Here is a 24,342-nt window from a genome sequence, read left to right as displayed (position 1 = left end):
CGCGCGCGCGGTACGGTAGTGCCACCCCTGGAGCCAGGGGAACGACAGGACGGACGAAGAGCCCGGTCACGACCGGTCCGGTGCCGGGACGATCGGCCACGGAGAGGGGGCGCGAGATGGTCGTACTGCGACGTGAGATCGGCGACGTGCTGCGCGACGCGCGGCAGCGCCAGGGGCGCACCCTGCGTGAGGTGTCGTCTGCTGCGAGGGTCTCGCTCGGCTATCTGAGCGAGGTGGAGCGCGGCCAGAAGGAGGCGTCCTCAGAGCTGCTCGCATCGATCTGCGAGGCTCTCGACGTGCCGATGTCCCTCGTGCTGCGTGAGGTCAGTGACCGGATCGCGGTCGCCGAGGGCCTGCACATCCCCGACACGATCCCGGCGGACGTCTACGCCGGGCTGCTCAGCCGCGCGGGCGAGCCGCGCGACGCCGAGTCGATGCGAGGGGACCTCGCACCGGTCGGCTGACCGAGCACCACAGATTCTCGGATCGAAGGCTCCGGCCCCGCGGGTACCACCCGCGGGGCCGGAGCCTTCTGTGCGTCCGGTTGTCGGTGCGTCCTGGGCCGGCGTGCGGGGTCAGGGCGCGGCCTGGCAGGTCGGGCACCAGTAGATCGCCCGCTCGCCGCCCTCGGGCCGCCGGCCCGGCCCGGCGGTGCTGCCCAGGGCGACGGGTGTCCCGCAGCGACGGCAGGGCTTGTGGTGCCGGCCGTGCACGGCGAGCTCCACGCCCCCGAGCCCCGAGCGCCGGCCCACGGCGACGCTGCGCCCCATGAGCCGGCGAGCCGTCACCAGCAGGGCGCGTCGCTCCTCGTTATCCAGCGCGCCGACCGGGGTCCACGGCCATCGCCGGGTGGCGAACAGCGACTCCGCCGTCCAGATGGTGCCGAGACCGGCCACGCCGCGCTGGTCGAGGAGGGCGGCGCAGACGGGGCGCGCGCCGTCCTCGGCGAGACGGCGCGCGCCCTCGTCGAGACGCCCCGGGAAGTCGTCGCCGAGGACGTCGGGGCCGAGATGGGCCAGCAGCCGCGGCTCGTCCCGGGTGCGCAGCACGTCGAGCATCCCGAGGTGTCGGCCCACGCAGGCCCACGAGGCGGTGGCCAGGACGGCGCGGACCGCCGGCCCGCGCCCGGCGGCCTCCCGCGTGCCGGTGCGGTACACCCGCCAGGTCCCGTCCATCCGCAGGTGGGTGTGCAGGGTACGTCCGTCGTCGAACCGGGTGAGCAGGTGCTTGCCGTACGCGACGGACTCGCGGGCCGTGGCGCCGACCAGGTCCACGCCCGCCGCCGACGGCCAGCGCAGCTCCGCCCGCACCAGGGGCGAGCCGCGCAGCGCGGCGCCCAGACGTTCGGCGGTGAGGCGCAGCACGTCTCCCTCGGGCACGGCCGGACCTAGGCCGGGCGCAGGCCGCGCGGCGTCACGCCGAAGCCTGCGTCGAGCAGGGCCGCCGCGGCCGGGATCCGGTCGCGGGCGGCGGTGAGCGCGGGGACGCCGTCGACACGCTGCACCGTGACGCGCCCCAGCCGGTCGGCGCGCGTGGCGGTCACCAGCAGCCGGGCCGCCGCCGCGAGGCGGGGAGCGTCGCCCGCGTCGCCGCGACCGAACGACAGCACCGTGCGGCCCCCGCGCTCGACGAACAGGGTCAGCTCGCCGTCGACGAGCACGACGACGGCCCCGGCCTTGCGCCCCGGGCGGTGCGACCCCGCGGCGTCGTCCGCGGCACCGGACGCGGGTACGCGCGGCCAGGCGACGGCGGCCCCGTAGGGGTTGGCGGGGTCGGTCGCCGCGAGGAGGACGGCGCCCGGCTCGACCCGGCCGGGCCCGCCGGCGCCCGTGGCACCCCCCTCGACGAGCGCGTCCCGGGCACGGGCGCGGTCGGCCGCGTCGGTGCGCAGCTGGTCCACGGCGCCGGGCAGCGCGAACTGGGAGCCGCCCAGCCCTTCGACGAAGTACCCGCGTCGTGCCGCGCCGCGCTCCTCGAGCACGCGGAGCACCCGGTAGACGTCGCGGAAGCGGGAGGTCACGCCCTCCGCGGGCGCCGCCGCGCGCGTCAGGACGCCGTGCCGCTCCAGCAGCACCTGGGTGAGCGCGTGCGCGCGGACGGTCGGGTCCTGCTCCACGGCGGGCAGCGCGGACCAGCGGCCGCCGCCCGTCCGGGGTGCCGCGGTCGACGCGGCAGGTCGCACGAGCCCGAAACGGGACGGGCGCACCGGACGGGCCCGTGCCGGCGCCGCGGGGGCACGGTGCGCGCCGCCGCCGTGAGCGGACCCGCGCCGCGCCGACCCACCGAGGGACTCGCGCAGCGGGCCCAGCCGGTCGTTCGTCACCCAGCCCGCCCAGACCAGGTCCCACAGCGCGTCGAGGGTGGCGGCCTGGCCCGCGTCCGCGAGCTCCGCGAGCCGGGGCAGGAAGTACCCGCCCGAGCCGGTGAGCAGGTCGAGCACCGCCCGGTGGAGGTCCGTGTCCAGGGGCCCGCCCTCGTCCACCGGGTCCGGGTCGCGCAGCGTGAGCGGCGCGCCGTCTGCGAGGTGCAGGCTCACCATGCCGTCCCCGCCGCCGGAGCCGGGGAGCCGGCCGTGGCCGCACCACAGCACCTCGCCGGCGGTGGTGAGCTCGTCGAGCACGGCGGGGGAGTAGTCGGACACGCGGGCGGGCAGCACCAGCGTCTCGAGCGCCGACGCCGGTACCGCCGCCCCCGAGAGCTGCTCCACCGCGCGCAGCACCCCGTCCGCGCCCCGCAGCGACCCTCCGCCGGAGCCAGCGCCGCCGACCCGCACCCCGATCCCGTGCCAGCGCGGGAGGAACACCCCGAGCGACTCCGGCTCCACGGGCTCCACCTCGGCGCGCAGCGCGGCGAGCGACCGGCGCCGCAGGGTGCGCAGCACCTCCGGGTCGCACCACTCGTCGCCCGTGCCGCCCAACGACGACGGGCGCAGCGCCCCGCGCGCCACCGCGCCGGCCCCCTCCAGCCGCGACAGCACCTGCGTCGCCACAGCGATGCCCAGACCGAACCGGCGGGCCACGTCCGCGGCCGGGAACGGCCCGTGCGTGCGGGCGTGCCGGCGCACCAGGTCGCCCAGGGGGTCGGGCACCGGCTCGGTGAACGTCTCCGGGACCCCGACGGGCAGCGCGACGCCGAGGGCGTCGCGCAGCCGGCCGGCGTCCTCGACCACGGCCCACTGCTCGACGTCCTCCCCGGCGCCGCCCCCGCCCAGGCGGACCCGGATGACCCGACGGGCGCCCTCCAGGCCGGTCAGCCAGCCGTCGACCAGGTCGCGGGACTCCGCGCGGGTGCGGGCGCGCAGCGCGGCGAGCGGGTGCGGCCCGGTGCGGCGCAGCACGTCCCACAGCGCCTCGGCGTCGCGGGCCTGCCGGTCGGGCGCGAGGGCCTGCAGCTCGGCCTCGGTCCGCTCCACCGCGCCGGGGTCCAGGAGGTCGGCGAGCGGGGTGGCGCCCTGCTCGCCGAGCAGCTCCGTGAGCAGGTCCGGGTCGAGCGACAGCGCGGCCGCGCGGCGCTCCGCGAGCGGCGCGTCGCCGTCGTACAGGAACTGCGCGGTGTAGCCGAACAGCAGCGCCTGCGCGAAGGGGGACGGCGTGGACGTGGTGACCTCGACCAGCCGCACCCGCCCGCCCTGCAGGTCGCGCATGAGGTCGGTGAGCGCGGCGACGTCGAAGTCGTCGCGCAGGCACTCGCGGGCCGCCTCGAGCATGATCGGGAAGTCCGGGAACTGCGACGCGACCTGGAGCAGCTGCGACGCCCGCTGCCGCTGCTGCCACAGGGGCTGGCGGCGGTCCGGGCGACGGCGGGGCAGGAGCAGCGCCCGCGCCGCGGCCTCGCGGAAGCGGGCGGCGAACATCACCGAGCCGCCGAGCTCGTCGCGCACGGCGTCGAGCACCTCGTCCGGGTCGACGAGGAGGTCCTCGACCGTGACCGCCGGCGCGTCGCCGTGGCCGGCGGCGCCGTCTGCGCCCCACCCGGGTCCGCCGAGGTCCCAGCCGGAGTCGCCGGCGTCGGGCAGCCGCAGCACGATCCCGTCGTCGGCGTGCATGGCGGCGACGTCGGTGCCGTACCGGGCTCGCAGGCGCGCGGCGACGACCAGCGCCCACGGCGCGTGCACCGGCGCCCCGAACGGCGAGTGGATCACCACGCGCCAGTCGCCCAGCTCGTCGCGGAACCGTTCGACGACGACGGTGCGGTCGTCCGGCAGCCGCCCGGTCGCCCGGCGCTGCTCGCCCAGGTAGGCGGCGAGGTTGTCCGCCGCCCACGTGTCGAGCCCGGCGTCGCGCAGCACGTCCCGGCCGCGCGCGGTGCCGCGTTCCTCGTCGTCGGCCAGCAGGGCGTCCGTCTCCCGGACGAACGCGCCGACGGCGCGGCCCAGCTCGGCGGGCCGGCCGGGGGAGTCGCCCTTCCAGAACGGGAGGCGTCCCGGGAGCCCGGGCGCGGGCGTGACCAGCACGCGGTCGGGCGTGATCTCCTCGATGCGCCAGGTCGACGAGCCGAGGGTGAAGGTGTCGCCGACGCGCGACTCGTAGACCATCTCCTCGTCCAGCTCGCCGACGCGCTTGCCGCCGCGGGGCCGGTCGCCCGTGCCGCCGATCGTGCCGCCGCCGTCCGCCGGCGCCCCCGAGGTCGGTGCCTCCGCGGCGAGGTAGACGCCGTACAGCCCGCGGTCGGGGATGGTGCCCCCGCTCGTCGCCGCGAGCCGGAGGGCGCCGGGCCGCCCCGAGAGGCGGCCGGTGGCGCGGTCCCAGACGATCCTTGCGCGCAGCTCGGCGAACTCCTCGCTGGGGTAGCGGCCGGCGAGCATGTCGAGCACCGCCCGCCAGGTCGCGTCGCCGAGGGAGCGGAAGGGGTGCGCCCGGCGGAACGCGGCGAGGAGGTCGTCGGCCTGCCAGTCGTCCGTCGCGAGCGCCGCGACGACCTGCTGGGCGAGCACGTCGAGCGGGTTGGCCGGCACGTGCAGGTGCTCGATCTCGCCCGCGCGCATCCGTTGCGCCACCACGGTGGCCGGGACCAGGTCGCCGCGGAAGGTCGGGAAGACCACGCCGTGCGAGACGGCGCCCACCTGGTGGCCGGCCCGCCCGATGCGCTGCAGGCCGCTCGCGACGGACGGCGGCGCCCCGACCTGCACCACGAGGTCGACGGCGCCCATGTCGATGCCCAGCTCGAGGGACGACGTGGCGACCACGGCCGGCAGGCGGCCCGCCTTGAGGTCCGACTCGGTGCGGGTGCGCTCGACGCGGCTCATCGACCCGTGGTGGGCGCGGGCGAGCACGGGCGCGCCGTCGCCGTCCGGGAGGCCCACCGAGGCGCCCGACTGGCCCTGGGTCTGCGCCGGCCACTGCGTGCCCGCCGCCGGGAGGTCGACCCCCGAGCGCTCGGTCCAGATCTCGTTCATCCGGGCGGTGAGCCGCTCGGCGCCCCGCCGGGAGTTGGTGAAGACGAGCGTCGAGCGATGGTCGGCGACCAGGTCCACGACCCGTTCCTCCACGTGGGGCCACACGGAGGCGCGCCGCAGCGGCGAGGTCGCGCCGCCGGTGAGGTCCAGCTCCTCGTCGCCGAGCCCGGCGCCCGGTCCGTCGCCGGGCTTGTCGCCGAGCGGCGCGGGCGCGGTCGGGGGCGGCCCCTGTTCCGGGGCGCCGGGGTCGGGGACCCCGGCGGAGTCCAGGTCCGCGAGGTCGGGCACGGGGACGACGACGTCGATCGCCCACTGCTTGGTGGCCTGCGGCTGCACGACGACGACCTCGCGCCCGCCGTCCTCCGGGGTGCGGTGCCCCGCGAGGAACTCGGCCACCGTCTCCACGGGGCGCACCGTGGCGGACAGGCCGATCCGCTGCGCCGGCCGGTCGAGCAGCCTGTCGAGGCGCTCGAGGCTCAGCGCCAGGTGGGCGCCGCGCTTGGTGCCCGCGACCGCGTGGATCTCGTCCAGGACGACGGTCTGGACGCCCGCCAGCCCCGCGCGCGCCTGCGAGGTGAGGACCAGGAACAGCGACTCCGGGGTGGTGACCAGCACGTCCGGCGGGCGGGTCGCGAACGCGCGGCGCTCGGAGGCGGGGGTGTCACCCGTGCGGGCGCCGACCGTGACGTCCTCGACGGTCAGCCCGTCGCGGGCGGCGGCCTGGCGGATGCCGGCGAGGGGCGAGCGCAGGTTGCGCTGCACGTCCGCGGCGAGCGCCTTGAGCGGGGACACGTACAGCACCCGGCAGCGGCGCGCGCGCTCCGGCGGCGGCTCGGTCGCGAGCCGGTCGATCGCCCAGAGGAACGCCGCGAGCGTCTTGCCGGAACCGGTCGGCGCGACGACGAGCGCGTGCCGGTCGGAGCTGATCGCGTCCCACGCCCCGGTCTGGGCCGCCGTCGGCGCGGCGAACGCCCCGGCGAACCACGCGCGCGTGGCAGGACCGAAGCGCGCGAGCACGTCGTCGTGCCCGACGGCGGGGGCGGCAGGAGTGCCGGACGGGGGGACGACCACCTCGTCATCCTGGCAGGCGGCACCGACAGCCCGCAGGGCGAGGCGGACCTCCGCGCCGGCCGGCGCGCCGACCATCCGCCGGGCCGTGCGAGGCTGGGGGCGTGCGCTATCGCGAGTTCGCCGAGCTGGTCGACGAGGTCTTCGGGCCCGCCTACGGGCGTGCCCTCGTGCGCGAGCAGGTGCTGCCGCGCCTCGACGGCCGCACGCCCGCGGAGGCGCTCGAGGCCGGTCTCGACCCGCGGGACGTGTGGCACGCGCTGTGCGACGCGCTCGACGTCCCCGAGCCGCAGCGGTGGGGCCGCGACGACCGACGCCAGGCGCCGCCCGCGCGCTGACGCACGGTCTCCTCCTGCGGCGGCCGCGACCGCGCCACCGACGGCGGCACCACGGGCGACGCCGCCCGCGCCGTCGTCGGGTTCGCGCGGCATCATGGCGCCATGCGCCGCCACCGACCTCCGCTCGTCACGGTGGCCGACGCCCGGGCGGCGCTCTGGTCCCTGACCGCCACGGCGGCGGGGCTCGGGGTCGCGATCGTCCTGGTCTCCGGTGTGCGCGTGGCGTCCCCGTGGGACGTGCTGCTCGTGGCACTCGTGGTCGGGCTCGGTGACGCCCTCCTGCGGGCCCCGCTGCGTCGCCTCGCGCGGGCCGGGGGAGCGGTGGTGGCGCTCGTGCTCGGGCTCGCCGCGCAGGTGCTGGTCGTCGGGGCCGCGCTGACGTTCCTCCCGGGGGTGACGAGCGGCTCGTGGGCGGACGTGCTCGCGGTGCTGCTCGTCGCCGGGGTGGTGATGGCGTGCGGGCACTGGGTGGTCGGTGCGCGCGACAACGCGTACGTCGTGGGGGACCTGCTGCGCCGGGCCCGCCGTCGTGCGGGACTGCCGCGCCGTGCGGCCGTCGGCGAGGCCGGCACCGACGACGCTGGCGCCGACGGTAGCGCCGACGGTGGCTCCGACGACCGGCCCCCGGGCGTGCTCGTCGTCCTGCTCGACGGCGTGGCACGGCCCACGCTCGAGCATGCGCTGGAGGCGGGGCTCGTGCCCACGATGGAGCGCTGGCTGGGCTCGGGCAGCCACCGGCTGGAGTCGTGGTGGGCGCGCGTGCCGTGCACCACCCCGGCGAGCACCCTCGGCCTCCTGCACGGCACGACCGACGCCGTGCCGGCGTTCCGGTGGTGGTCGCGTCGGCTCGGGCGCCTCGTGGTGACGAACCGTCCCGCGGACGCCGCGGAGGTGGAGCGGTCGGCCTCCGACGGCCGGGGCCTGCTCGCCGACGGCGGCGTGGCGGTGTCGACGATGTTCTCCGGCGACGCGCCGACCAGCCTGCTCGTGATGAGCCGCGCCACCGAGGGGCTGGGGCCGGGCCAGCTGTTCGTCCGCTTCTTCGCCAGCCCGTTCGTGCTCGTGCGGGCCCTGGTCGGGACGGTCGGCGAGGCGCTCAAGGAGGTGTACCAGGGCTGGCAGCAGGTGGTGCGCGGGGTCCGCCCCCGGGTGCCCCGGCGCGGCTGGTACCCGGTGCTGCGGGCGGTGACGAACGTCCTGCTGCGCGACCTCAACACCTCGCTCGTGGCGGAGCAGCTCGTGCGCGGCGCTCCCGTGGTGTGCGTGGACCTCGTCGACTACGACGAGATCGCGCACCACGCCGGCCCGCTGCGCCCGGAGTCGCTGCGCGCGCTGGAGGGCCTCGACCGCGTCGTCGGGCTGTGGGAGGAGATCGCGCGCGGCGCGCCGCGCCGCTACCGCACCGTCGTCGTCTCGGACCACGGACAGTCCCTCGGCGCGACCTTCGAGCAGGTCGTCGGACGGTCGCTCTCCGACGAGGTGCACCGGCTCATGGCGCTGCCCGCGCCGGCGCGCGGGGAGCACCCGGACGGCGAGGCGTGGGGGCCCGCGAACACGGCGCTGCACGCGTTGCGCAAGGACGGGGACGGCGCGGGACGGCTCCTGGTCGGTCCGGATCGCGACACCCGGCGGTCGTCCCTGCCCGAGGTCGAGGTGATCGGTTCGGGCAACCTGGGGATGGTCTGGTTCTGCCGCGAGCCGCGCCGCCTGTCCGCCGCGGACGTCGCGGTGCGGTGGCCCGCCCTCGTGCCGGGGCTGCTGGAGTCGCCCGCCGTGGGGTGCGTCGTCGTGCACGGCGCGCAGGGTCCCGTGGCGCGGGGACGGCTGGGGTCGCACGACCTGGCGACCGGGCGGGTCACCGGCCGGGACCCGCTGGCGGCCTACGGGTCGCGGGCCAGGGCCGACCTGCTGCGCGTCGCCGGGCTGGAGGACGCGGGCGACCTCGTCGTCGTGTCCGCCGTCGGCCCGATGGGCCGCGTGCACGCGTTCGAGGGGCTGGTGGGCTCGCACGGCGGGCTCGGCGGCGCGCAGAGCGAGGCGCTGCTGCTGCACCCGGCCGACCTCGTGGTGCCCGACGACGAGCGCGAGGACGTGGACGGCGCGCGCGTGCTGGTGGGCGCCGAGGCCGTGCACCGGCGGCTCGTGGCCTGGCTCGCCGGCCTGGGCCTGCGGGAGCGGACGTGACGGGGACGACCGGGGGCGCCCCCGCCGAGGGGTCGGGGCTGCGGGTGACCTGGCTCGGGCACTCGACCGTCGTGCTCGACGTCCCGCGCGCCGACGGGGGGACGGCCCGGCTCGTCACCGACCCGCTGCTGCGGCGGCACGCCGGTCTCCTGCGACGCCGCGGCGCCCGCCCGCCCGCCGAGGCCTGGCAGGGGGCGGACGCCGCCCTGCTCTCGCACCTGCACCACGACCACGCCGAGCTGGGCTCGCTGCGGCTGCTCGGTGACGTGCCGGTGCTGACCGCCCGCGCCAACGCGCGGTGGCTGCGCGGCAAGGGGCTGCGCGGCGTCGGGCTCGACCCGCCGCCGGCTGGCCACCACCCGGCCGACCACCACCCGGCCGACCACCACCCGGCTAGCCATGACGCGGCCCGCCACGCGGTACCGCACGACGGCGGGGACGACGGCTGGCACGACGTGGCGGGCGTGCAGGTGCGACTGACGACCGCGGTGCACGGCGACCGGCCGATGCCGCACCGCCCGAACGCCGCGAGCGGGCACCTCGTGCGCGGGCGCGGCGCCACGGTGTGGGCGGTGGGCGACACCGAGCACCACCCGGGCCTGGCGCGGGTGCGGGAGCTGGCCGGCGGGCGGGTGGACGTGGCGCTGGTGCCCGTGTCCGGCTGGGGGCCACGGCTCTCGGGCGGCCATCTCGGTCCGCGCGGCGCCGCCGAGGTGTGCGCGCAGGTGCGGCCGCGGGTGGCGGTCCCGGTGCACTGGGGCACGCTGCACGTCCCGGGCGGGGAGCACGTCCCGCGCGGGTGGATGGACCACGCCGGCGACGCCTTCGCGGCGGCCTGCCGACGGGTGGCCCCCGACGTGCGCGTGGTGGTCCTGCGGCCGGGCGGGACATGGCGCGACACGCCCGGCGACACTCCCGGGGATGAGGACGGCCTCGAACACGTGTTCGGGTAGAGTCTGTCCCCAGGAGGGTCCTCGGACGTCGTCCTCCACAGCCGCGACGGGCCGCGCCGACCGTGTCGGTGGCGGCACGTACGGTCGACGACAACATGAGCACGCAGCCACGAACGCAGGCGCGCAGCCGCCGCGCCCAGAACGCAAAGGTGACCGACATGCCCGCAACGGCAGACCGCGAGAAGGCACTCGAGGCCGCGCTCGCCCAGATCGACCGCAGCTTCGGCAAGGGCTCGGTCATGCGCCTCGGCGACGAGGGTCGTGCGCCCGTCGAGGTCATCCCCACCGGCTCGATCGCGCTCGACGTGGCCCTCGGCATCGGCGGGCTCCCGCGGGGCCGGGTCGTCGAGATCTACGGCCCCGAGTCCTCCGGCAAGACCACGGTCGCGCTGCACGCCGTGGCCAGCGCCCAGCGGGCCGGCGGCATCGCGGCGTTCGTCGACGCCGAGCACGCCCTGGACCCGGAGTACGCCAAGAAGCTCGGCGTCGACACCGACGCGCTGCTGGTCTCGCAGCCGGACACCGGTGAGCAGGCCCTGGAGATCACGGACATGCTGATCCGCTCCGGCGCCCTGGACATCATCGTCATCGACTCGGTCGCGGCGCTGGTGCCGAAGGCCGAGATCGAGGGCGAGATGGGCGACAGCCACGTCGGCCTCCAGGCCCGCCTGATGTCGCAGGCGCTGCGCAAGATCACCGGTGCGCTGAGCGCGTCGGGCACCACGGCGATCTTCATCAACCAGCTCCGCGAGAAGATCGGTGTCTTCTTCGGCTCGCCCGAGACCACCACCGGTGGCAAGGCCCTGAAGTTCTACGCCTCGGTGCGCATGGACATCCGCCGCATCGAGACCCTCAAGGAGGGCACGGAGCCGGTCGGTAACCGCACTCGCGTCAAGGTCGTCAAGAACAAGATGGCTCCGCCGTTCAAGCAGGCGGAGTTCGACATCCTCTACGGCGTGGGCATCTCCCGCGAGGGCGGGCTCATCGACATGGGCGTCGAGCACGGGTTCGTGCGCAAGTCGGGCTCGTGGTTCACCTACGAGGGCGACCAGCTCGGGCAGGGCAAGGAGAACGCCCGTGCCTTCCTGCGCGACAACCCCGACCTGGCGAACGAGATCGAGAAGCGGATCAAGGAGAAGCTGGGGGTCGGGGCCAAGCTCGACGCCCCGGCGGCGGAGGCCCCCGCTGCGGATGCCGCGGGCTCCGCCACCGGCCTGACGGTCGACCCGGCGCCGGCCGCTGCCAAGGCGGGTGCCAAGGGCAAGAAGGCGCCGTTCTGACGGGCGTCGCCCTGAGGGGCGCGGACGGGTCCGGCGTCACCTCGGCGGGTCCTCACCCGCCGGCCGGCGCCCTGCCCGGAGTCGCCAGGGGAGGGATCGAGTGACGACGGGGGATACTGCCTCGGGCGGTCGCGGCGTGGGGAAGCGTCGCGGCCGCCGTCCGGGCTCCTCAAGGGCTGCCACCGGGCCGGAGGGAGGCCCGCGGGACGGGGCCGAGGACGGCGGGACGCCGCGTGCGCGACAGCCGCGCCGCACCGTCGCGGAGCGGCTCGAGGCCGGGGAGCTGTCCGTCGAGGACGCGACGGAGAAGGCGCGCGAGACGTTGCTGCGGATCCTCACGGCCGCGCCGAAGAGCCGAGCAGAGCTCGAGCAGTCGCTCGCTCGCAAGGGCTATCCCGAGGTCGTCGTGGGTCCCGTGCTGGACCGGTTCGACGAGGTGGGTCTGGTCGACGACGCCGCGTACGCGGACATGCTCGTGCGCACGCGGCACGCCGAGCGCGGGCTGTCGCGCCGCGCGCTGGCGATGGAGCTGCGCCGCCGCGGCATCGCCGAGGACACCGCCGCGGACGCGCTGGAGCAGGTGGACCCCGAGGACGAGCGATCCGCCGCCATGGCGCTCGCGCGCAAGCACGTGGCCCGCACGCGGGGGCTGGACCGCGACGTCCGCGTCCGCCGCGCCGTCGGAGCGCTCGGGCGCAAGGGCTACGCGCCGGGCGTCTCCCTCGGCGCCGTCCGCGACGCCCTGGCGGAGGAGGGCGAGAGCGACCTCGACGACGACTTCGCCGTCGACGACGAACCCGGCGTGCTCGACTGACCTCCGCGCAGGGGGTCACGGCCCGACGGTCCGGTATGCCGCTCGGCACGCACGGCTCGACGCGGACGGCTCGGCGCGGACCAGTGCCTGGCACGCCTGACGACCCATGCCTGACGACCCATGCCTGAGGACCCCTTGAGAGCTCGCGGGACGCACGAAGGGCTCCGGACGACGACGTCGTCCGGAGCCCTCCGTCACGACCGTGCGGGTCAGGTAGCGATACCGCCTGCTCCGCCGGGATCGCCGGCGGTGACCGGCGGCGCGCCGGGGCCCTTCCCCGCGATCGCGACGGGGTTGCCGATGCCCGGACCGGCCGCCGTCTGACCGGAGGTCCGGCCGCTGAGGTACCGGGACAGCCAGCGGGCCACGGCGGTCAGCGCCCAGTTGATGACGATGAAGACCACGGCCGCGACGGTCAGCGTCTGCAGGTTGTTGCTGTTGCCGTTGCCGAAGATCTGCGCGGCACGCAGCAGCTCGTTGTACGTGATGATCTGGCCCAGGGCGGTGTCCTTGAGGACCACCACCAGCTGGGACACGAGGGCCGGCAGCATGGCGATGAGGGCCTGCGGCAGCTGGATCGAGCGCAGCACCTGCGCGCCGGTGAGCCCCACGGCGAGGCCGGCCTCCGACTGTCCCTTCGGCAGGTTGCCCACGCCGGCGCGCACCAGCTCGGCGATGACCGAGCCGTTGTAGAGGACGAGAGCCACCACCACGGCGAGGAACGCCGGCTCGCTGCCGATCTGGTTGAACCCGAAGAGCAGCCAGAAGAAGATCATCATGAGCAGCACGGGGACGGCGCGGAAGAACTCCACGACCACGCCGCTGATCCACCGGACGGTCCGCGACCTGGCCAGACGCCCGGAACCGAGGACGAGACCGAAGATCACGGCCCCGACGATGGCGAACGCCGCGGCCCGCAGGGTGTTCTGCAGGCCCGGGATGAAGTAGTTCTGCCAGGCGCTCGACGTGAACACCGGCTCCCACAGGGCGGCGGCGAACTGGCCCTTGCGGGCGAGCTCGGCCACCACCAGAGCGGCGACGCCGAGCACCACCAGCGCACCCACGACGTTGCCGAGGACGATCCACCGCCGGGCCCGCGGCCCGGGGGCGTCGAAGAGGACGGACTGCTGAGAGCTCATCGGCGCACCGCCAGTCGGTTCGAGAGATAGGTGGTGAGCAGGCCGATGGGGATCACGAGGACCGCGAAGCCGATCGCGAAGATCATGAAGATCGCGTAGATGAAGTTCGCGTTGCTCTCGATCATCTCCCGCATCAGCGTCGAGGTCTCCGTCGAGACGCTCACCGCGACCGCGACCGTGGAGTTCTTCAGCAGGGCGATGAGCGTGTTGCCCAGCGGCGCGACGGCGCCGCGGAACGCCTGCGGCAGGATGATCAGGCGCGCCGCGGGCAGGAAGGACAGCCCGATCGCGCGGGCCGCCTCCGCCTGGCCCAGGGGCACGGTGTTCACACCGGAGCGGATCGCCTCGCACACGAACGCCGCGTGGTAGACCGACAGGCCGATCACGCCGAAGCGGAAGAAGTTCTGCGTGAAGTCGTCGGACAGCGTGATCTGCAGCTGCGTCCAGACCGCCAGGAACAGGAACGTCATGATGACGGTCAGCGGCGTGTTGCGCAGGATGTTCACGTAGGCCGCGCCGGCCCACTGCAGGCTCGCGATGGGCGAGATCCGCATGAGCGCGAGCACGGTGCCGAGGATCAGCGAGAAGATCGCGGCCCAGAACGTCAGCTGGATGTTGACCCAGAACGCGCTCGCGACGGGGTACTCGGCGAACAGCGCGCCGAACTGGGACAGGAAGTCACCCACGGTGTGTCAGCCTCCCGGGGGATGCGGCAGGAGCCGCGGTGGACGGGCGAGTGGTGGACGAACGAGGGGAGCGGTGCGGAAGCACCGCTCCCCACGATCTGCCCGGACGGTCGGACGTCAGGCGCACGCGTCCGGCGTCGGCGGGTTGAGGTCCGCGTTCGGCGTGTAGCCGGTGCCCTCGGTGTTCGAGGTCACGGCCTCCTCCCACGACCCGTCGTCGATCATCTCCGTGATGGCCGCGTTGATGTCCTCGCAGGTCTCGTTGTCCTGCGGGAGGCCGACGCCGTAGTTCTCCTCGGAGAACGGGGCGCCGACGACCTTCACCTTGCCCTTGTTGGCGGGCTGCGCGGCGAGGCCGGCGAGGATGATGTCGTCCGTCGTCACGGCGTCGACCTGGCCGGCCGTGAGCGCGGTGACGCACTCGGCGTAGCCGGGGCGCTCGACCAGCTGGACGCCCTCGGCGTACTCGTCCTTGATGCGCTGCGCCGACGTGGAGCCGGTCACCGAGCAGAGGTTCTTGCCCTCGAGGTCCTGGGGGCCGGTGATGTCGGTGTTGTCCTGCGCGACGAGGAGGTCCTGCCCGGCGATGAAGTACGGGCCGGCGAACGCGACCTGCTCCTTGCGCTCGTCGGTGATGGAGTAGGTCGCGAAGATCATGTCGACCTGGCCGGTCTGCAGCATGGTCTCGCGGTTGGCGGACGGGGCCTCGACCCACTCGATCTGGTCCTCGGAGTAGCCGAGCTTGTCCGCCACGTAGCGGGCGACGTCGGTGTCGAACCCGGTGTACTCGCTGCCGTCCTGGTAGCCCAGGCCCGGCTGGTCGAACTTGATGCCGATCTTGATGGAGTCGCCGCCCCCGGCGCCGCCGGTCTCCTCACCGCCGCCACCACCGCCCCCGCCGACCTCGCTGCTGCCGCAGGCGGCGAGCGTGAGAGCGGTCAGTGCGGCGAGCGCGGCGGCCCCTGCGTGTCGTGTGCGCATCGTTCTTACCCTTCGTTGTGGTCGCCCGGGCGGGCCGGGGACGCCGATGTCAGGTCCCGGTCCGCGCGGCCGGCGGGGGTTCCCGCCCTGTGCGTGGGGTGGTCGTGGGTGGGGTCGGTCGGAGGTGCGGTCAGTGGGAGAGGATCTTGGACAGGAAGTCCTTGGCCCGGTCGCTCTTCGGCGCGGTGAAGAACTCCTCGGGGGTGGCCTCCTCGACGATCTGGCCGTCCGCCATGAAGACGACGCGGTTCGCGGCCTTGCGGGCGAAGCCCATCTCGTGGGTGACGACGATCATCGTCATGCCCTCCTTGGCGAGGGCGACCATGACGTCCAGGACCTCGTTGATCATCTCCGGGTCGAGCGCCGAGGTGGGCTCGTCGAAGAGCATCACCTTGGGCTTCATCGCGAGCGCCCGGGCGATCGCGACGCGCTGCTGCTGCCCGCCGGAGAGCTGGGCGGGCATCTTCTGGGCCTGGTTCTTCACGCCGACCCGGTCGAGCAGCTGGAGGGCGCGCTCCTTGGCGGCGCTCGAGCGCTCCCGCCGGACCTTGACCGGCCCGAGCGTGACGTTCTCCAGGATCGTCTTGTGCGCGAAGAGGTTGAACGCCTGGAACACCATGCCCACGTCCGCCCGCAGCTTCGCGAGGGCCTTGCCCTCCTCGGGCAGGGGCTGGCCGTCGATGAGGATCTCGCCGGAGTCGATGGTCTCGAGCCGGTTGATCGCCCGGCACAGGGTCGACTTGCCGGACCCCGACGGTCCGATGACGACGAGCACCTCGCCCTTGCGGACGGTGAGGTCGATGTCCTGCAGCACGTGCAGGTCGCCGAAGTGCTTGTTGACGTTCTTCAGCTCGACGAGCGGGGCCCCGAGGGAGGACGACGCCTCGGCAGGGTCGGTCGTCGTGGTCGCTTCGCCGTGATCCATCTCTCGAACCTATCCACTCGGTGTTTCCGCGACCAGCACCGGGTTCTCCGGTTCCGCAACGGTTCAGTAACAGTGCACACGCCGTGCGCGTGGTCCGAGTCCCGGCGGCGGCGACCGCGCGTCTCGCGCGTCGTGCCTCGGACGTCGCAGGGTGACGTCGTCAGCGGTGCTGTCGAGCGATGGGGTGGGGTCGCCTCGTCGGGGCCCGGCCGTCCGGCACCGTACCCTAGATGCGATGTCCAGTACCACGCAGAGCCCCGTCGTGACGGCCCGTCCCACGGAGGAGCCGTCCAGCCAGCGCACCTATCTCGTGCGCACCCTGGGCTGCCAGATGAACGTGCACGACTCGGAGCACATGGCCGGCATGCTCGAGCAGGCCGGCTACACGCGCGCACCCGCCGAGGACGAGGCGGCGAGCCGCGCCGACGTCGTCGTGATCAACACGTGCGCCGTGCGCGAGAACGCCGCGACGAGGCTCTACGGCAACCTCGGTCAGCTCGCCGGGATCAAGGCGGAGCGACCCGGGATGCAGATCGCGGTCGGGGGCTGCCTGGCGCAGAAGGACCGCGGCGAGATCGTCTCCAAGGCGCCGTGGGTCGACGTCGTCTTCGGCACGCACAACCTCGACGCGCTGCCGGTCCTCCTGGAGCGGGCCCGGCACAACGCCGAGGCGCAGGTGGAGATCGCGGAGTCGCTGCAGGTCTTCCCCTCCACGCTGCCCACGCGACGCGAGTCGGTCTACGCCGGCTGGGTGTCGATCTCGGTCGGCTGCAACAACACCTGCACCTTCTGCATCGTGCCGCACCTGCGCGGCAAGGAGCGCGACCGCCGGCCCGGGGAGGTCCTGGCCGAGGTCGAGGCGCTCGTGGCGGCCGGGGCGGTCGAGGTGACCCTGCTGGGCCAGAACGTCAACAGCTACGGCGTCGAGTTCGGCGACCGCGGGGCCTTCGCGAAGCTGCTGCGCGCCTGCGGCACCATCGAGGGGCTCGAGCGGGTGCGCTTCACCTCGCCGCACCCCGCGGCCTTCACCGACGACGTCATCGCGGCGATGGCCGAGACGCCCAACGTCATGCCGAGCCTGCACATGCCCCTGCAGTCCGGCTCGGACCGGGTGCTGCGCGCGATGCGGCGCTCGTACCGGTCGGCGAAGTTCCTCGGCATCCTCGACCGCGTGCGCGCCGCCATGCCGGACGCCGCGATCACGACCGACATCATCGTCGGCTTCCCGGGCGAGACCGAGGAGGACTTCCGCGAGACGCTGCGCGTGGTGGAGGCCTCGCGGTTCAGTTCCGCGTTCATGTTCCAGTACTCGCCGCGCCCCGGCACCCCGGCCGCCACCATGGACGAGCAGCTGCCCAAGGAGGTCGTCCAGGAGCGGTTCGAGCGGCTGATGGCCCTGCAGGAGCGCATCGCCGGCGAGGAGGCCGCCCGCCAGGTCGGCCGGACGCTCGACGTGCTCGTCTCCGAGGGGGCCGGCAAGAAGGACGGCGCCACCCACCGGCTCTCGGGCCGTGCCCCCGACAACCGCCTCGTGCACCTCGCGCTGCCCACCGACCTGCTCGACGACGTCGCCGCCGGTGCCGCGGGACTCGGGGGCGCCCCGGCGTCCCTCGACGACCCGCGCCTCGCCGACATCGCCGCCCTCGACCCGCGCCTGCCGCGCCCGGGCGACGTCGTGACGGTCGGGGTCACGCGCTCGGCACCGCACTTCCTCGTCGCGGACGCCGTGCTCGACGGCGGCGCGTACGCGGTGCGCCGGACCCGCTCGGGCGACGCGTGGGCGCAGCGGGAGACCGCCCGCCTGGGCGGGGGCGAGGACGAGCACGCCCACGGCGGCGCCCCGTCGGCCGGCCCGGTCGTGCTCGGCATGCCGTCGCTGCGGGGCTGACCGCCGGCCCGTCCGCGACGGCTCAGGACGGGTCGTCGAGCCCGGGCCCACCCGGGGTCATCGCGCCCACGGTGCTGAAGAACTGCGACGACGTGACGAGACCGCACGACACGGTGGCGGCGAGCTGCTCGTCCGTCGCGCCGTGCTCGAAGTCCACGGACACCTCGGCGTAGAGCGCGAGCCCGTCGCCCTCCGGCCGGGTGTACACCTTGGGCCACACCCGCTCGCGGTTCCAGTCGTTCACGGCCTGCAGCACCGCCAGCCGGGCCCCCTCGGGCACGGTGCCGGCCCAGCGGCCGCGCACCTGCAGGATCTCGTCGTGGTCGCCGAGCAGCAGGAACCAGAACCGGTTGCCGTCCCAGGTGCCCGTGACGTCGCCGTCGCCGTCGGTGCGGAACCGGTAGCCCCGGCGGGTCAGGTCGTCCGCGACGCGGGCGCGCGACAGCGCCCGCGGCGTGGCGCCCCGTGCGCGCGCGGGCGCCCTTTCCGCGCGGGCGGCGACGCGCGCGCCCGCGTCCTGCACGGCCTCCTGGACGGCGCGGCCGACCGCGTCCGCGGCCCGGCGGACGCCGCCGAGCAGCCGGCGGCCGACGCCGGCGGGCCGGTCCGGAGCGCTCACGACGCGTCCCGCAGGGGGTCGCGGAAGGTGGTGTCGAGGTGCTCGAAGAACATGGACCCCGTGCTGAGGCCGCACTGCAGCAGCTGGTCGAGCTGCGCCTCGCCCACCGCGCCCCCGACGTCCACCGTGACCTCCGCGCAGACGACGACGGAGCCGTCGTCCCGCACGCGCACGTACGTCTTGGGCCAGATCCGCTCGGCGTTCCACTCGTTGCAGACCTCGAGGATCTCGCCGAGGCGGTCGATGCTCAGGTCACGGTGCCACTGGCCGCGGACCTGGAGCACCTCGGACCGTTCACCCAGCACGAGGAAGTAGAACAACCAGCCGTGCCACAGCCCGCCGACGTCGTCGTCCGAGTCGACGAAGTAGGAGAAGCCGGACCTCTCCAGCCAGTCCGTGACCCGGTCGCGCGACAGCGGGGCCAGCGCGTCGTCGGCGCCGACGTGGTCGGCGAGCAGACCCTCGATCCGGTCGTGGAGCTCGTCGTCCCGCAGGTGGTCGCCCACGAGCCCGTCCTCCCGGCCGACGGAGGTCGGCCGGATCTTGCTTGCCCGGCGTGAACCGAAGAACCTCACCCGTCCACGCTACACGCCGGGTCCCCCGCTGGGCTCGGGCGCCCACGACCGGCGGACGGCTCCGCAGGCCACGCCGCGTGTCGGACCGCCGCGCGGGTAGGTTGGTCGCGTGCCAGCCCGTGCCGTCGTCCTGCCCGGATCCGCCCTGCTCGTGCCCGGTGCGGGCGGCGGTGCCGACCGCCTCGGCGACGTACGGCGTGCGGTGGACGCGGCCCTCGACCGCCTGGTGCTCGCGGCCGTCGCCCCGGCCGCGACGGGCCGCGACGGTGACGCACCTCTCGTCGTGCTGGCGCCCGCCCCGCGAGGTTCGGCCGGCGGGTTCGGTCGGCGCCGGCCGTCGCTCGCGGGGGCGGGCGTCGCCGACCGTTGGGTGCCGGCGGTGGCCGCCTGGGCCGGGTCGGGTCCTGACCCGGCGCCGCCCGCGCACGTCCCGGCGTCGGTGGCGCTCGTCGCGCTGGGCGCCGCGCTGCGCCGGGCCGGTGCGGACGGGCGGGCCGACGTCGTCGTGCTCGAGGTGCCCGCAGGCGCCGCCCCGGCGACCGCCGGCGTCACCGCGCTGCGCCGCGCCGCCGGGGTCGTCGTCGCAGGGGGCGCGGCCCCCGGGACCCCCGGCGCGCCGCCCGGCGACCCGGCACCGGGCGACGGGTCGTCCGGCGACGCGGCCCCCGCGGCGGTGCTGCTCGCCCCGGGGGTCGCGGCGGCGCTGGACGCCGCGGTGGCACCCGGCCGGTGGTCCTGGCACGTGACGGCCGTCCCGGGCGGGCACGAGCACCTGCCGGCGTCCTACGAGGTCGCGGAGGGGCGCGCCGGCTGACCTCGACCGGCCCGGGCCGGCACCGTCAGGGCACGAGCGACGCCGCGACGGCGTCCGCCTCCTCGGCCCGGCCCAGGCCCCGCAGGGTGTCGACGAGCTCGTCCGCGACGTTCGTCAGGTCCGCTCGCGCGCCGACCGACGCCAGACCCTCGAGGGCGGCCCGCAGCGGGTCCACCGCCCCGGCGGCGTCCCCGGCGGCCCGCAGCGCGCTGCCCGCGAGCCAGAACGCGTGGGCGGCGTCGAAGGGCAGGCCGGCGCGGCCGAACTCCTCGGCCACCGTCTCGGCCTGACGCGCCGCCTCCACGTGTTGACCGGCGGTCGCCACGAGGCGCGCCCGCACGTCGCGCAGCTGCCGCTCCTCGGCGGCGACGAACGCGGCGCGACGCGCGGCGAGCTCCTCCGCCGGCGCGGGGCCGGGCGCACCGGACCCGCCGTCCGTGGGGCGCGCGAGGTCGTCGAGCACCCGCTCGACGGCGACGAGCGCGGCCTCGGGCTCGCCGGTGCGGGCCCGGACCGCGGCCGCGGCGCGCACGACGGGGCCGACGTACGCGGGGTCGCTCCCCGCGGCCCGGAGCAGGTCGACGGCCCGCGTGAACGCCGGGACGGCGCCTTCGTCGTCACCCAGGCCGGCGGCCACCTGCGCGGCCTCCGCCAGGGCGAAGCCCGCGTCTTCCAGCCGGCCGACCTCCTCGGCCAGGCGGGCGGCCGAGAGGTACGCCGCGGACGCCTGGACGGGGTCCGGCTCGACCTCCGCCCGGGCGAGGGCGGCGGCGACGGGGTCGGCGTCGGGGCGCCCGCCCGTGACGCCGGCGAGGTCGACGCCCGCGGGGGAGCCGGCGTCGGACCCCGCGAGGGTCGTGGGCACGGCGTCGGGCGCGGCGTCCGGCGCGCCCGACGCCGCGGCGGCGGCCGAGGCAGCACGCTCGGCGGCGGCGAGCACGCCGAGCTCGACGGGCAGGCGCCGCGACTGCCGCTCCCACGCGGCGTCGAGCAGGCGGGCGTGCCGGTCCGTGCCGTGCCGGGCATCGAAGGCACGGGCGATCGGCGCGACCTGGTCCCGCGCCCACCGGTCGAGCTCGGCGACCGTGCGCGCCGGGACACCGGCGAGCTCGACGGTCGTGGCGGCGTGCGTCTCGCGCAGCACCCCGGTGGCGACGGCGACGTGGGTGAGCACCGCGAGCTTCTCGCCCGGGGAGTCGGACACCGTGAGGTGGTCCGGGAAGGCGTGGAGGAGACGCAGGGCGCGCTCGGCGTGCCCGGTCCGGGCCAGGAACTCCACGTGCCGCGCCACGGCCACCTCCTTCGAGACCGCGGCCTCGAGGTGGCTCGTCGCGCTGCGGTGCGCGGCCGCGGCGCCCGCGGCGTCCCCCAGGTCCAGCAGGAGCAGCTCCAGCAGGGACTCCATCCCCGCCGGCTCGTCGCCGCACGTCGCACCGGAGGCGACGGCGGAGCGCAGGACGTCGACCGCCTCCTGGACGCGTCCGGTCTCCGCGAGGTACTCGGCCTGGCCGGCGGGCATGCAGGCGGCGCAGTCGGAGAAGGAGTCCCGGGGCGTGGTGATCCAGGTGCGGTACGCCTCCTCGGTGCCGGGGGCGCCCTGGGCCCGCAGCCAGGCGAACCGCTCGCCGGCCACCGCGCTGGTCCCGTTCCCGGCGAGCGCGTACCGGCGCTCCATGTCGTCGAGCGTCGCGTCGAGCTGGGCGGTGGGGACGGAGGGGAAGCGTGCGAGCAGCCCGACCATCCACTTGAACGACCAGAACAGGGAGTGGGTGTCGCTGCCGTCGAACAGCTCGGGGCGCTCGTCCCACCAGCGCACCAGCTGCGTGAAGGGCAGGAAGGCCTTCTCCGCCTCGGGCGTCGACGTGTAGGAGTCCACCAGCGCGAAGAGGGCGTAGGCGCGCGCCTCGTCGGGACCCTCCGCCGTGATGCGGGCGGCCTCCTGCTCCGCGGCGGCGCTGCGGGCGACGCCGTAGGGCATGCTCATGATCGTGGAGACGGCGCGGTTCGCCTCGTCCAGGGTGCGGGTCATCGGGCGTCGTCCTCGGTCTCGGTGTCGGGCGTGGTGTCGGGCGCGGCGTGGGGCGCACCGTCGGGCGCGGGCAGGGCCCGCTCGAGCAGGGTGCGCAGGGCGTCGTCGAGCAGGCCCGCCTCGGCTCCGGCCAGCGGCCGGCCCGAGGCCAGCAGCGCGGTGACGTAGAGCGAGCGGGCACCCGCGGCGCGGACCGGGGCGTCGGCGGCGGCGAGCAGCGCACGGACCGTCGGGTTGGCGTCGTTGAGCACCAGCCGGCGCGCCCGGGCGGGTCCGGCGAGGCCGGCGAGCACCGCGCCCCACACGTCGGTGGCGTCCCCGACCGGCGCCGCGGTCTCGCGGACCTGGCGGGCGTGCTCCCCGTCGCGGTCGGTCAGCAGCATGGCCGGCACCTCGGGCGGCGAGAAGACCCGCAGCTGCACGTCGCAGTCCTGGTCGGCGAGGTCGTGGCCGAGCGCGACCAGGGCGTCGGTCACCTCGAGCTCGCGGAGCGGCTCCACCTCGCCCAGCACGGCCTCCAGGTCGCCCGGGGCCACGGGGGCGAGGCGCCATCGCGGCCGCCGGCGCGCGACGCGGGCCAGCAGGTCGGCGTCGTAGACGTAGCCCGCGTTGAGCACCGGCAGGCCCTGGGCCGCGGCCACGGCGGCGACCCGCCGGTACTCCTCGACGCTCGTCGTCCACAGCACCCCCGCGGGCGGCTCGCCGTCGGCGGGCTCGGCCAGGTCGGCGAGGGTGCGCGTGCCGACCGTCGTCTCGAACGGCAGCACCCGGGCGGCCAGGTCGAGCATCGCGTCGTCCTGCACGGCGAGGGCGCGGACGGCCAGGTGGTGGGTCGACAGGAACGACCGTGCCAGGGGCGACGGCTCGGCCAGCGTGTCGAGGGTCCAGGCGCGGACCTGCTCGCCCAGCGCCTCCCGGGTGGCGAACAGGACGTCGTCCTCGAACAGGCCCTCGCGCGACGCCGTCGGCCGCAGCGCGGACGCGTCGACGACGCAGCGGACGAAGAACGCCCACTCGGGCAGGAGGCTCTCCACGCCCGTCCCGAGGAGCATGCGCTTGAGCGAGACCCGGTGGTGCGCCGCGGTCGTCGGGGCCACGGCGGCCGGCAGCACGAACGCGACGCCGGTGAGGCCAGCGACCGGCAGGTCGAGGTCGACGTGCGCGAGCGGCGTGAAGCCGAGCGTGCGCTCGCAGTAGGCGGCGAGGGCCCGCGCGCGCTCGGCCTCGTCCGCGTAGGCCGTCCGCCACGGCAGCTCGCCGCCGCTGAGGCGGCGGCGTGCCGTGCTGCCGTCCTCCAGCCGCACCTCGACCGACACGTCGACGGGCAGCAGCCCGCCGAAGTCGGCCGCGAGGGCCGCCACCGTGTCCGCCTCGAGCCAGTGCTCGGCGTCGCGCAGCGGGCGCAGCCGCACGACGCTCCCGGGCTCGGCGGGGGCTGCCGGGTCGGCGGGGTCGAGCTCCGTGAGCTCGTACCGGCCGTCGGCGTAGCCGCGCCAGCGCACGGGCGGGGCCTGCGGGTCGCGCGCGGAGCGCGACACGAGGTCGATCTCGTCGGCGACCATGAACGCCGACAGCAGGCCGATCCCGAACTGGCCGAGGAAGTCCCCGCGCCCGCTGCCGAGCACGCCCGCGAGCGGGTCGGCGGTGCCGGGCTCCCGGCCGTCGTCCCGCTTCGAGCTGCGTCCGATGGTGGCGAGCAGGTCGCGGGCCTCGTCGGCGGTGAGGCCCACCCCCGTGTCGTGCACCTCGAGCCCGCCGTCGTCGAGCGGCCGCAGCAGCACCCGCGCGGGCGCGTCGGCCTCCAGCGCGCGGCGCGCCGTGATCGCGTCGACGCCGTTCTGCAGCAGCTCGCGCAGGTAGACGCGGGGGCTGGAGTACAGGTGCCGGCTCAGCAGCTCGACCAGGCCCCGCAGGTCGACCTGGAAGGCGTCGGTGCCGCTGGTCACCGCGCGTCGCCCGACGCCGCCGCGGCCGCGTCCTCGGCCCCCTCGGCGGCGGGGTAGCGCTCGTCCAGCAGCTCGAAGAACGACAGACCGGTGGCGAGCCCGCAGTCGACGATGCGCTCGAGCTGCTCGTCGTTCGCGCCGCTGCGCAGGTCGGTGGCCACCTCGGCGTACACCACGACGGCCGACCCGTCGTCCTCCGGGCGGGCGAAGACCTTGGGCCAGATGCGTCCCACGTTCCACTCGTTGAGGAGCGCGGTGAGCGTCCCCAGCTCGGAGACCGGGAGCGTGCGGCTCCACCGGCCCCGGATCTGCAGGATGCCGCTCGGCTCACCGACGAGCAGGAAGTAGAACGTGTTGTCGTCCCAGACCCCGCCGAGGTCGCCGTCGTCGTCGATCCCGAAGTACCACTCGCGGCGCGTCATCAGCGCCTCGAGCCGGTCCCGGGTGAGCGGGGCGGGGGCGGCGGGCGCCGCGTCGGTGGGCTTGGTGAAGAAGGCCATGGGTCCTCGTCCTGTGCGGGGCCGGGCGCACGCGTACCGGTGCGCCGGGCGTCGTCGGGTGGCGCAGGACACCCTAACCAGGCGGTCCGACAGCCGTGGGCGGCGCGAGGCCGGCGGTCCGGGACGGCGGGCTAGGGTCGTGGGCGTGAGCGCAGCGCACCCGACCTCGGCCGCCCCCGGGAGCACCTCCGGCACCTCGTTCGGCACC

At 75.9% G+C, this 24,342-nt stretch carries 19 protein-coding genes; 8 read left to right on the top strand and 11 right to left on the bottom strand.

Translation table 11 applies throughout. From position 1 onward, the window contains the following. The first annotated feature begins 116 nt into the window (after positions 1 to 116). The gene (locus tag ACH436_RS15720; protein WP_430552602.1) at positions 117 to 464 is read left to right on the top strand and encodes a helix-turn-helix domain-containing protein; all 348 of its coding nucleotides are present in this window, start codon (positions 117 to 119) and stop codon (positions 462 to 464) included. A gap of 111 nt (positions 465 to 575) precedes the next feature. Here the strand turns inward: ACH436_RS15720 and ACH436_RS15715 are convergent, their stop codons facing one another. Both ACH436_RS15715 and ACH436_RS15710 read right to left on the bottom strand, forming a co-directional pair. Beyond that, positions 576 to 1,379, bottom strand: coding sequence for a DNA-formamidopyrimidine glycosylase family protein (locus ACH436_RS15715; RefSeq protein WP_430561138.1), 804 nt, complete (start codon positions 1,377 to 1,379; stop codon positions 576 to 578). An 8-nt stretch (positions 1,380 to 1,387) separates the two neighbouring features. After that, positions 1,388 to 6,466: a DEAD/DEAH box helicase gene (locus ACH436_RS15710; protein ID WP_430561137.1), complete on the bottom strand. Its 5,079-nt coding sequence runs from the start codon at positions 6,464 to 6,466 to the stop codon at positions 1,388 to 1,390. 101 nt (positions 6,467 to 6,567) lie between these two features. Between ACH436_RS15710 and ACH436_RS15705 the strand changes: the two genes are divergently transcribed. From ACH436_RS15705 to ACH436_RS15685, 5 genes are all read left to right on the top strand, one after another. Beyond that, positions 6,568 to 6,801, top strand: a complete 234-nt coding sequence (locus ACH436_RS15705) for a DUF3046 domain-containing protein (protein ID WP_430561136.1) — start codon at positions 6,568 to 6,570, stop codon at positions 6,799 to 6,801. Between the two features lie 102 nt (positions 6,802 to 6,903). Then, positions 6,904 to 8,985: an alkaline phosphatase family protein gene (locus tag ACH436_RS15700; protein WP_430561135.1), complete on the top strand. Its 2,082-nt coding sequence runs from the start codon at positions 6,904 to 6,906 to the stop codon at positions 8,983 to 8,985. Next, entirely contained in the window at positions 8,982 to 9,938 is a 957-nt protein-coding gene (locus ACH436_RS15695) for an MBL fold metallo-hydrolase (protein ID WP_430561134.1), read from the top strand. Before ACH436_RS15700 ends, ACH436_RS15695 begins: the two co-directional genes overlap by 4 nt. A gap of 158 nt (positions 9,939 to 10,096) precedes the next feature. Next, positions 10,097 to 11,218 carry a recombinase RecA gene (gene recA, locus ACH436_RS15690; RefSeq protein ID WP_430561133.1) on the top strand — a complete coding sequence of 374 codons (1,122 nt, stop codon included), beginning with the start codon at positions 10,097 to 10,099 and terminating at the stop codon, positions 11,216 to 11,218. Positions 11,219 to 11,354: 136 nt separating this feature from the next. Beyond that, entirely contained in the window at positions 11,355 to 12,032 is a 678-nt protein-coding gene (locus ACH436_RS15685) for a regulatory protein RecX (RefSeq protein WP_430561132.1), read from the top strand. A 209-nt stretch (positions 12,033 to 12,241) separates the two neighbouring features. Here ACH436_RS15685 and ACH436_RS15680 read toward each other — a convergent pair whose 3' ends face one another. The 4 genes from ACH436_RS15680 to ACH436_RS15665 all read right to left on the bottom strand — a co-directional run bounded on the left by ACH436_RS15680 (position 12,242) and on the right by ACH436_RS15665 (position 15,763). Next, the gene (locus tag ACH436_RS15680; protein ID WP_430561131.1) at positions 12,242 to 13,171 is read right to left on the bottom strand and encodes an amino acid ABC transporter permease; all 930 of its coding nucleotides are present in this window, start codon (positions 13,169 to 13,171) and stop codon (positions 12,242 to 12,244) included. Next, complete coding sequence (locus ACH436_RS15675; RefSeq protein WP_430561130.1) at positions 13,168 to 13,857, bottom strand: amino acid ABC transporter permease; 690 nt, start codon at positions 13,855 to 13,857, stop codon at positions 13,168 to 13,170. Before ACH436_RS15675 ends, ACH436_RS15680 begins: the two co-directional genes overlap by 4 nt. A gap of 117 nt (positions 13,858 to 13,974) precedes the next feature. After that, positions 13,975 to 14,838, bottom strand: coding sequence for a glutamate ABC transporter substrate-binding protein (locus ACH436_RS15670; protein ID WP_430561129.1), 864 nt, complete (start codon positions 14,836 to 14,838; stop codon positions 13,975 to 13,977). A 130-nt stretch (positions 14,839 to 14,968) separates the two neighbouring features. After that, positions 14,969 to 15,763 (bottom strand): amino acid ABC transporter ATP-binding protein, encoded by a 795-nt coding sequence (locus ACH436_RS15665; protein WP_430561128.1) that lies wholly within the window; start codon positions 15,761 to 15,763, stop codon positions 14,969 to 14,971. A gap of 235 nt (positions 15,764 to 15,998) precedes the next feature. On the opposite strand from ACH436_RS15665, the gene miaB reads away from it, so the two are divergent. Next, positions 15,999 to 17,651 (top strand): tRNA (N6-isopentenyl adenosine(37)-C2)-methylthiotransferase MiaB, encoded by a 1,653-nt coding sequence (miaB, locus tag ACH436_RS15660; protein ID WP_430561127.1) that lies wholly within the window; start codon positions 15,999 to 16,001, stop codon positions 17,649 to 17,651. A gap of 22 nt (positions 17,652 to 17,673) precedes the next feature. Here miaB and ACH436_RS15655 read toward each other — a convergent pair whose 3' ends face one another. Beyond that, a complete protein-coding gene (locus ACH436_RS15655; protein WP_430561126.1) occupies positions 17,674 to 18,270 on the bottom strand; it encodes a YbjN domain-containing protein in 597 nt (198 codons plus the stop codon). Continuing rightward, positions 18,267 to 18,845: a YbjN domain-containing protein gene (locus ACH436_RS15650; protein WP_430561125.1), complete on the bottom strand. Its 579-nt coding sequence runs from the start codon at positions 18,843 to 18,845 to the stop codon at positions 18,267 to 18,269. The genes ACH436_RS15655 and ACH436_RS15650 overlap by 4 nt, the downstream gene beginning before the upstream one ends. 109 nt (positions 18,846 to 18,954) lie before the next feature. Between ACH436_RS15650 and ACH436_RS15645 the strand changes: the two genes are divergently transcribed. Beyond that, positions 18,955 to 19,659: a hypothetical protein gene (locus tag ACH436_RS15645; protein WP_430561124.1), complete on the top strand. Its 705-nt coding sequence runs from the start codon at positions 18,955 to 18,957 to the stop codon at positions 19,657 to 19,659. Positions 19,660 to 19,684: 25 nt separating this feature from the next. On the opposite strand, the gene ACH436_RS15640 is transcribed toward ACH436_RS15645, so the two are convergent. Genes ACH436_RS15640 through ACH436_RS15630 form a run of 3 tightly spaced genes read right to left on the bottom strand, consistent with a single transcriptional unit; the run spans position 19,685 to position 24,134 of the window. Then, positions 19,685 to 21,688 (bottom strand): hypothetical protein, encoded by a 2,004-nt coding sequence (locus ACH436_RS15640; protein WP_430561123.1) that lies wholly within the window; start codon positions 21,686 to 21,688, stop codon positions 19,685 to 19,687. After that, positions 21,685 to 23,634 (bottom strand): HSP90 family protein, encoded by a 1,950-nt coding sequence (locus ACH436_RS15635; RefSeq protein ID WP_430561122.1) that lies wholly within the window; start codon positions 23,632 to 23,634, stop codon positions 21,685 to 21,687. Before ACH436_RS15635 ends, ACH436_RS15640 begins: the two co-directional genes overlap by 4 nt. Next, positions 23,631 to 24,134, bottom strand: a complete 504-nt coding sequence (locus ACH436_RS15630) for a YbjN domain-containing protein (protein WP_430561121.1) — start codon at positions 24,132 to 24,134, stop codon at positions 23,631 to 23,633. Before ACH436_RS15630 ends, ACH436_RS15635 begins: the two co-directional genes overlap by 4 nt. Between the last annotated feature and the right edge of the window lie 208 nt (positions 24,135 to 24,342).

It is taken from the genome of Isoptericola sp. NPDC019693, from assembly GCF_044389085.1.
Lineage (GTDB): Bacteria > Actinomycetota > Actinomycetes > Actinomycetales > Cellulomonadaceae > Isoptericola.
This window is presented reverse-complemented; position numbering and strand designations above follow the sequence as displayed.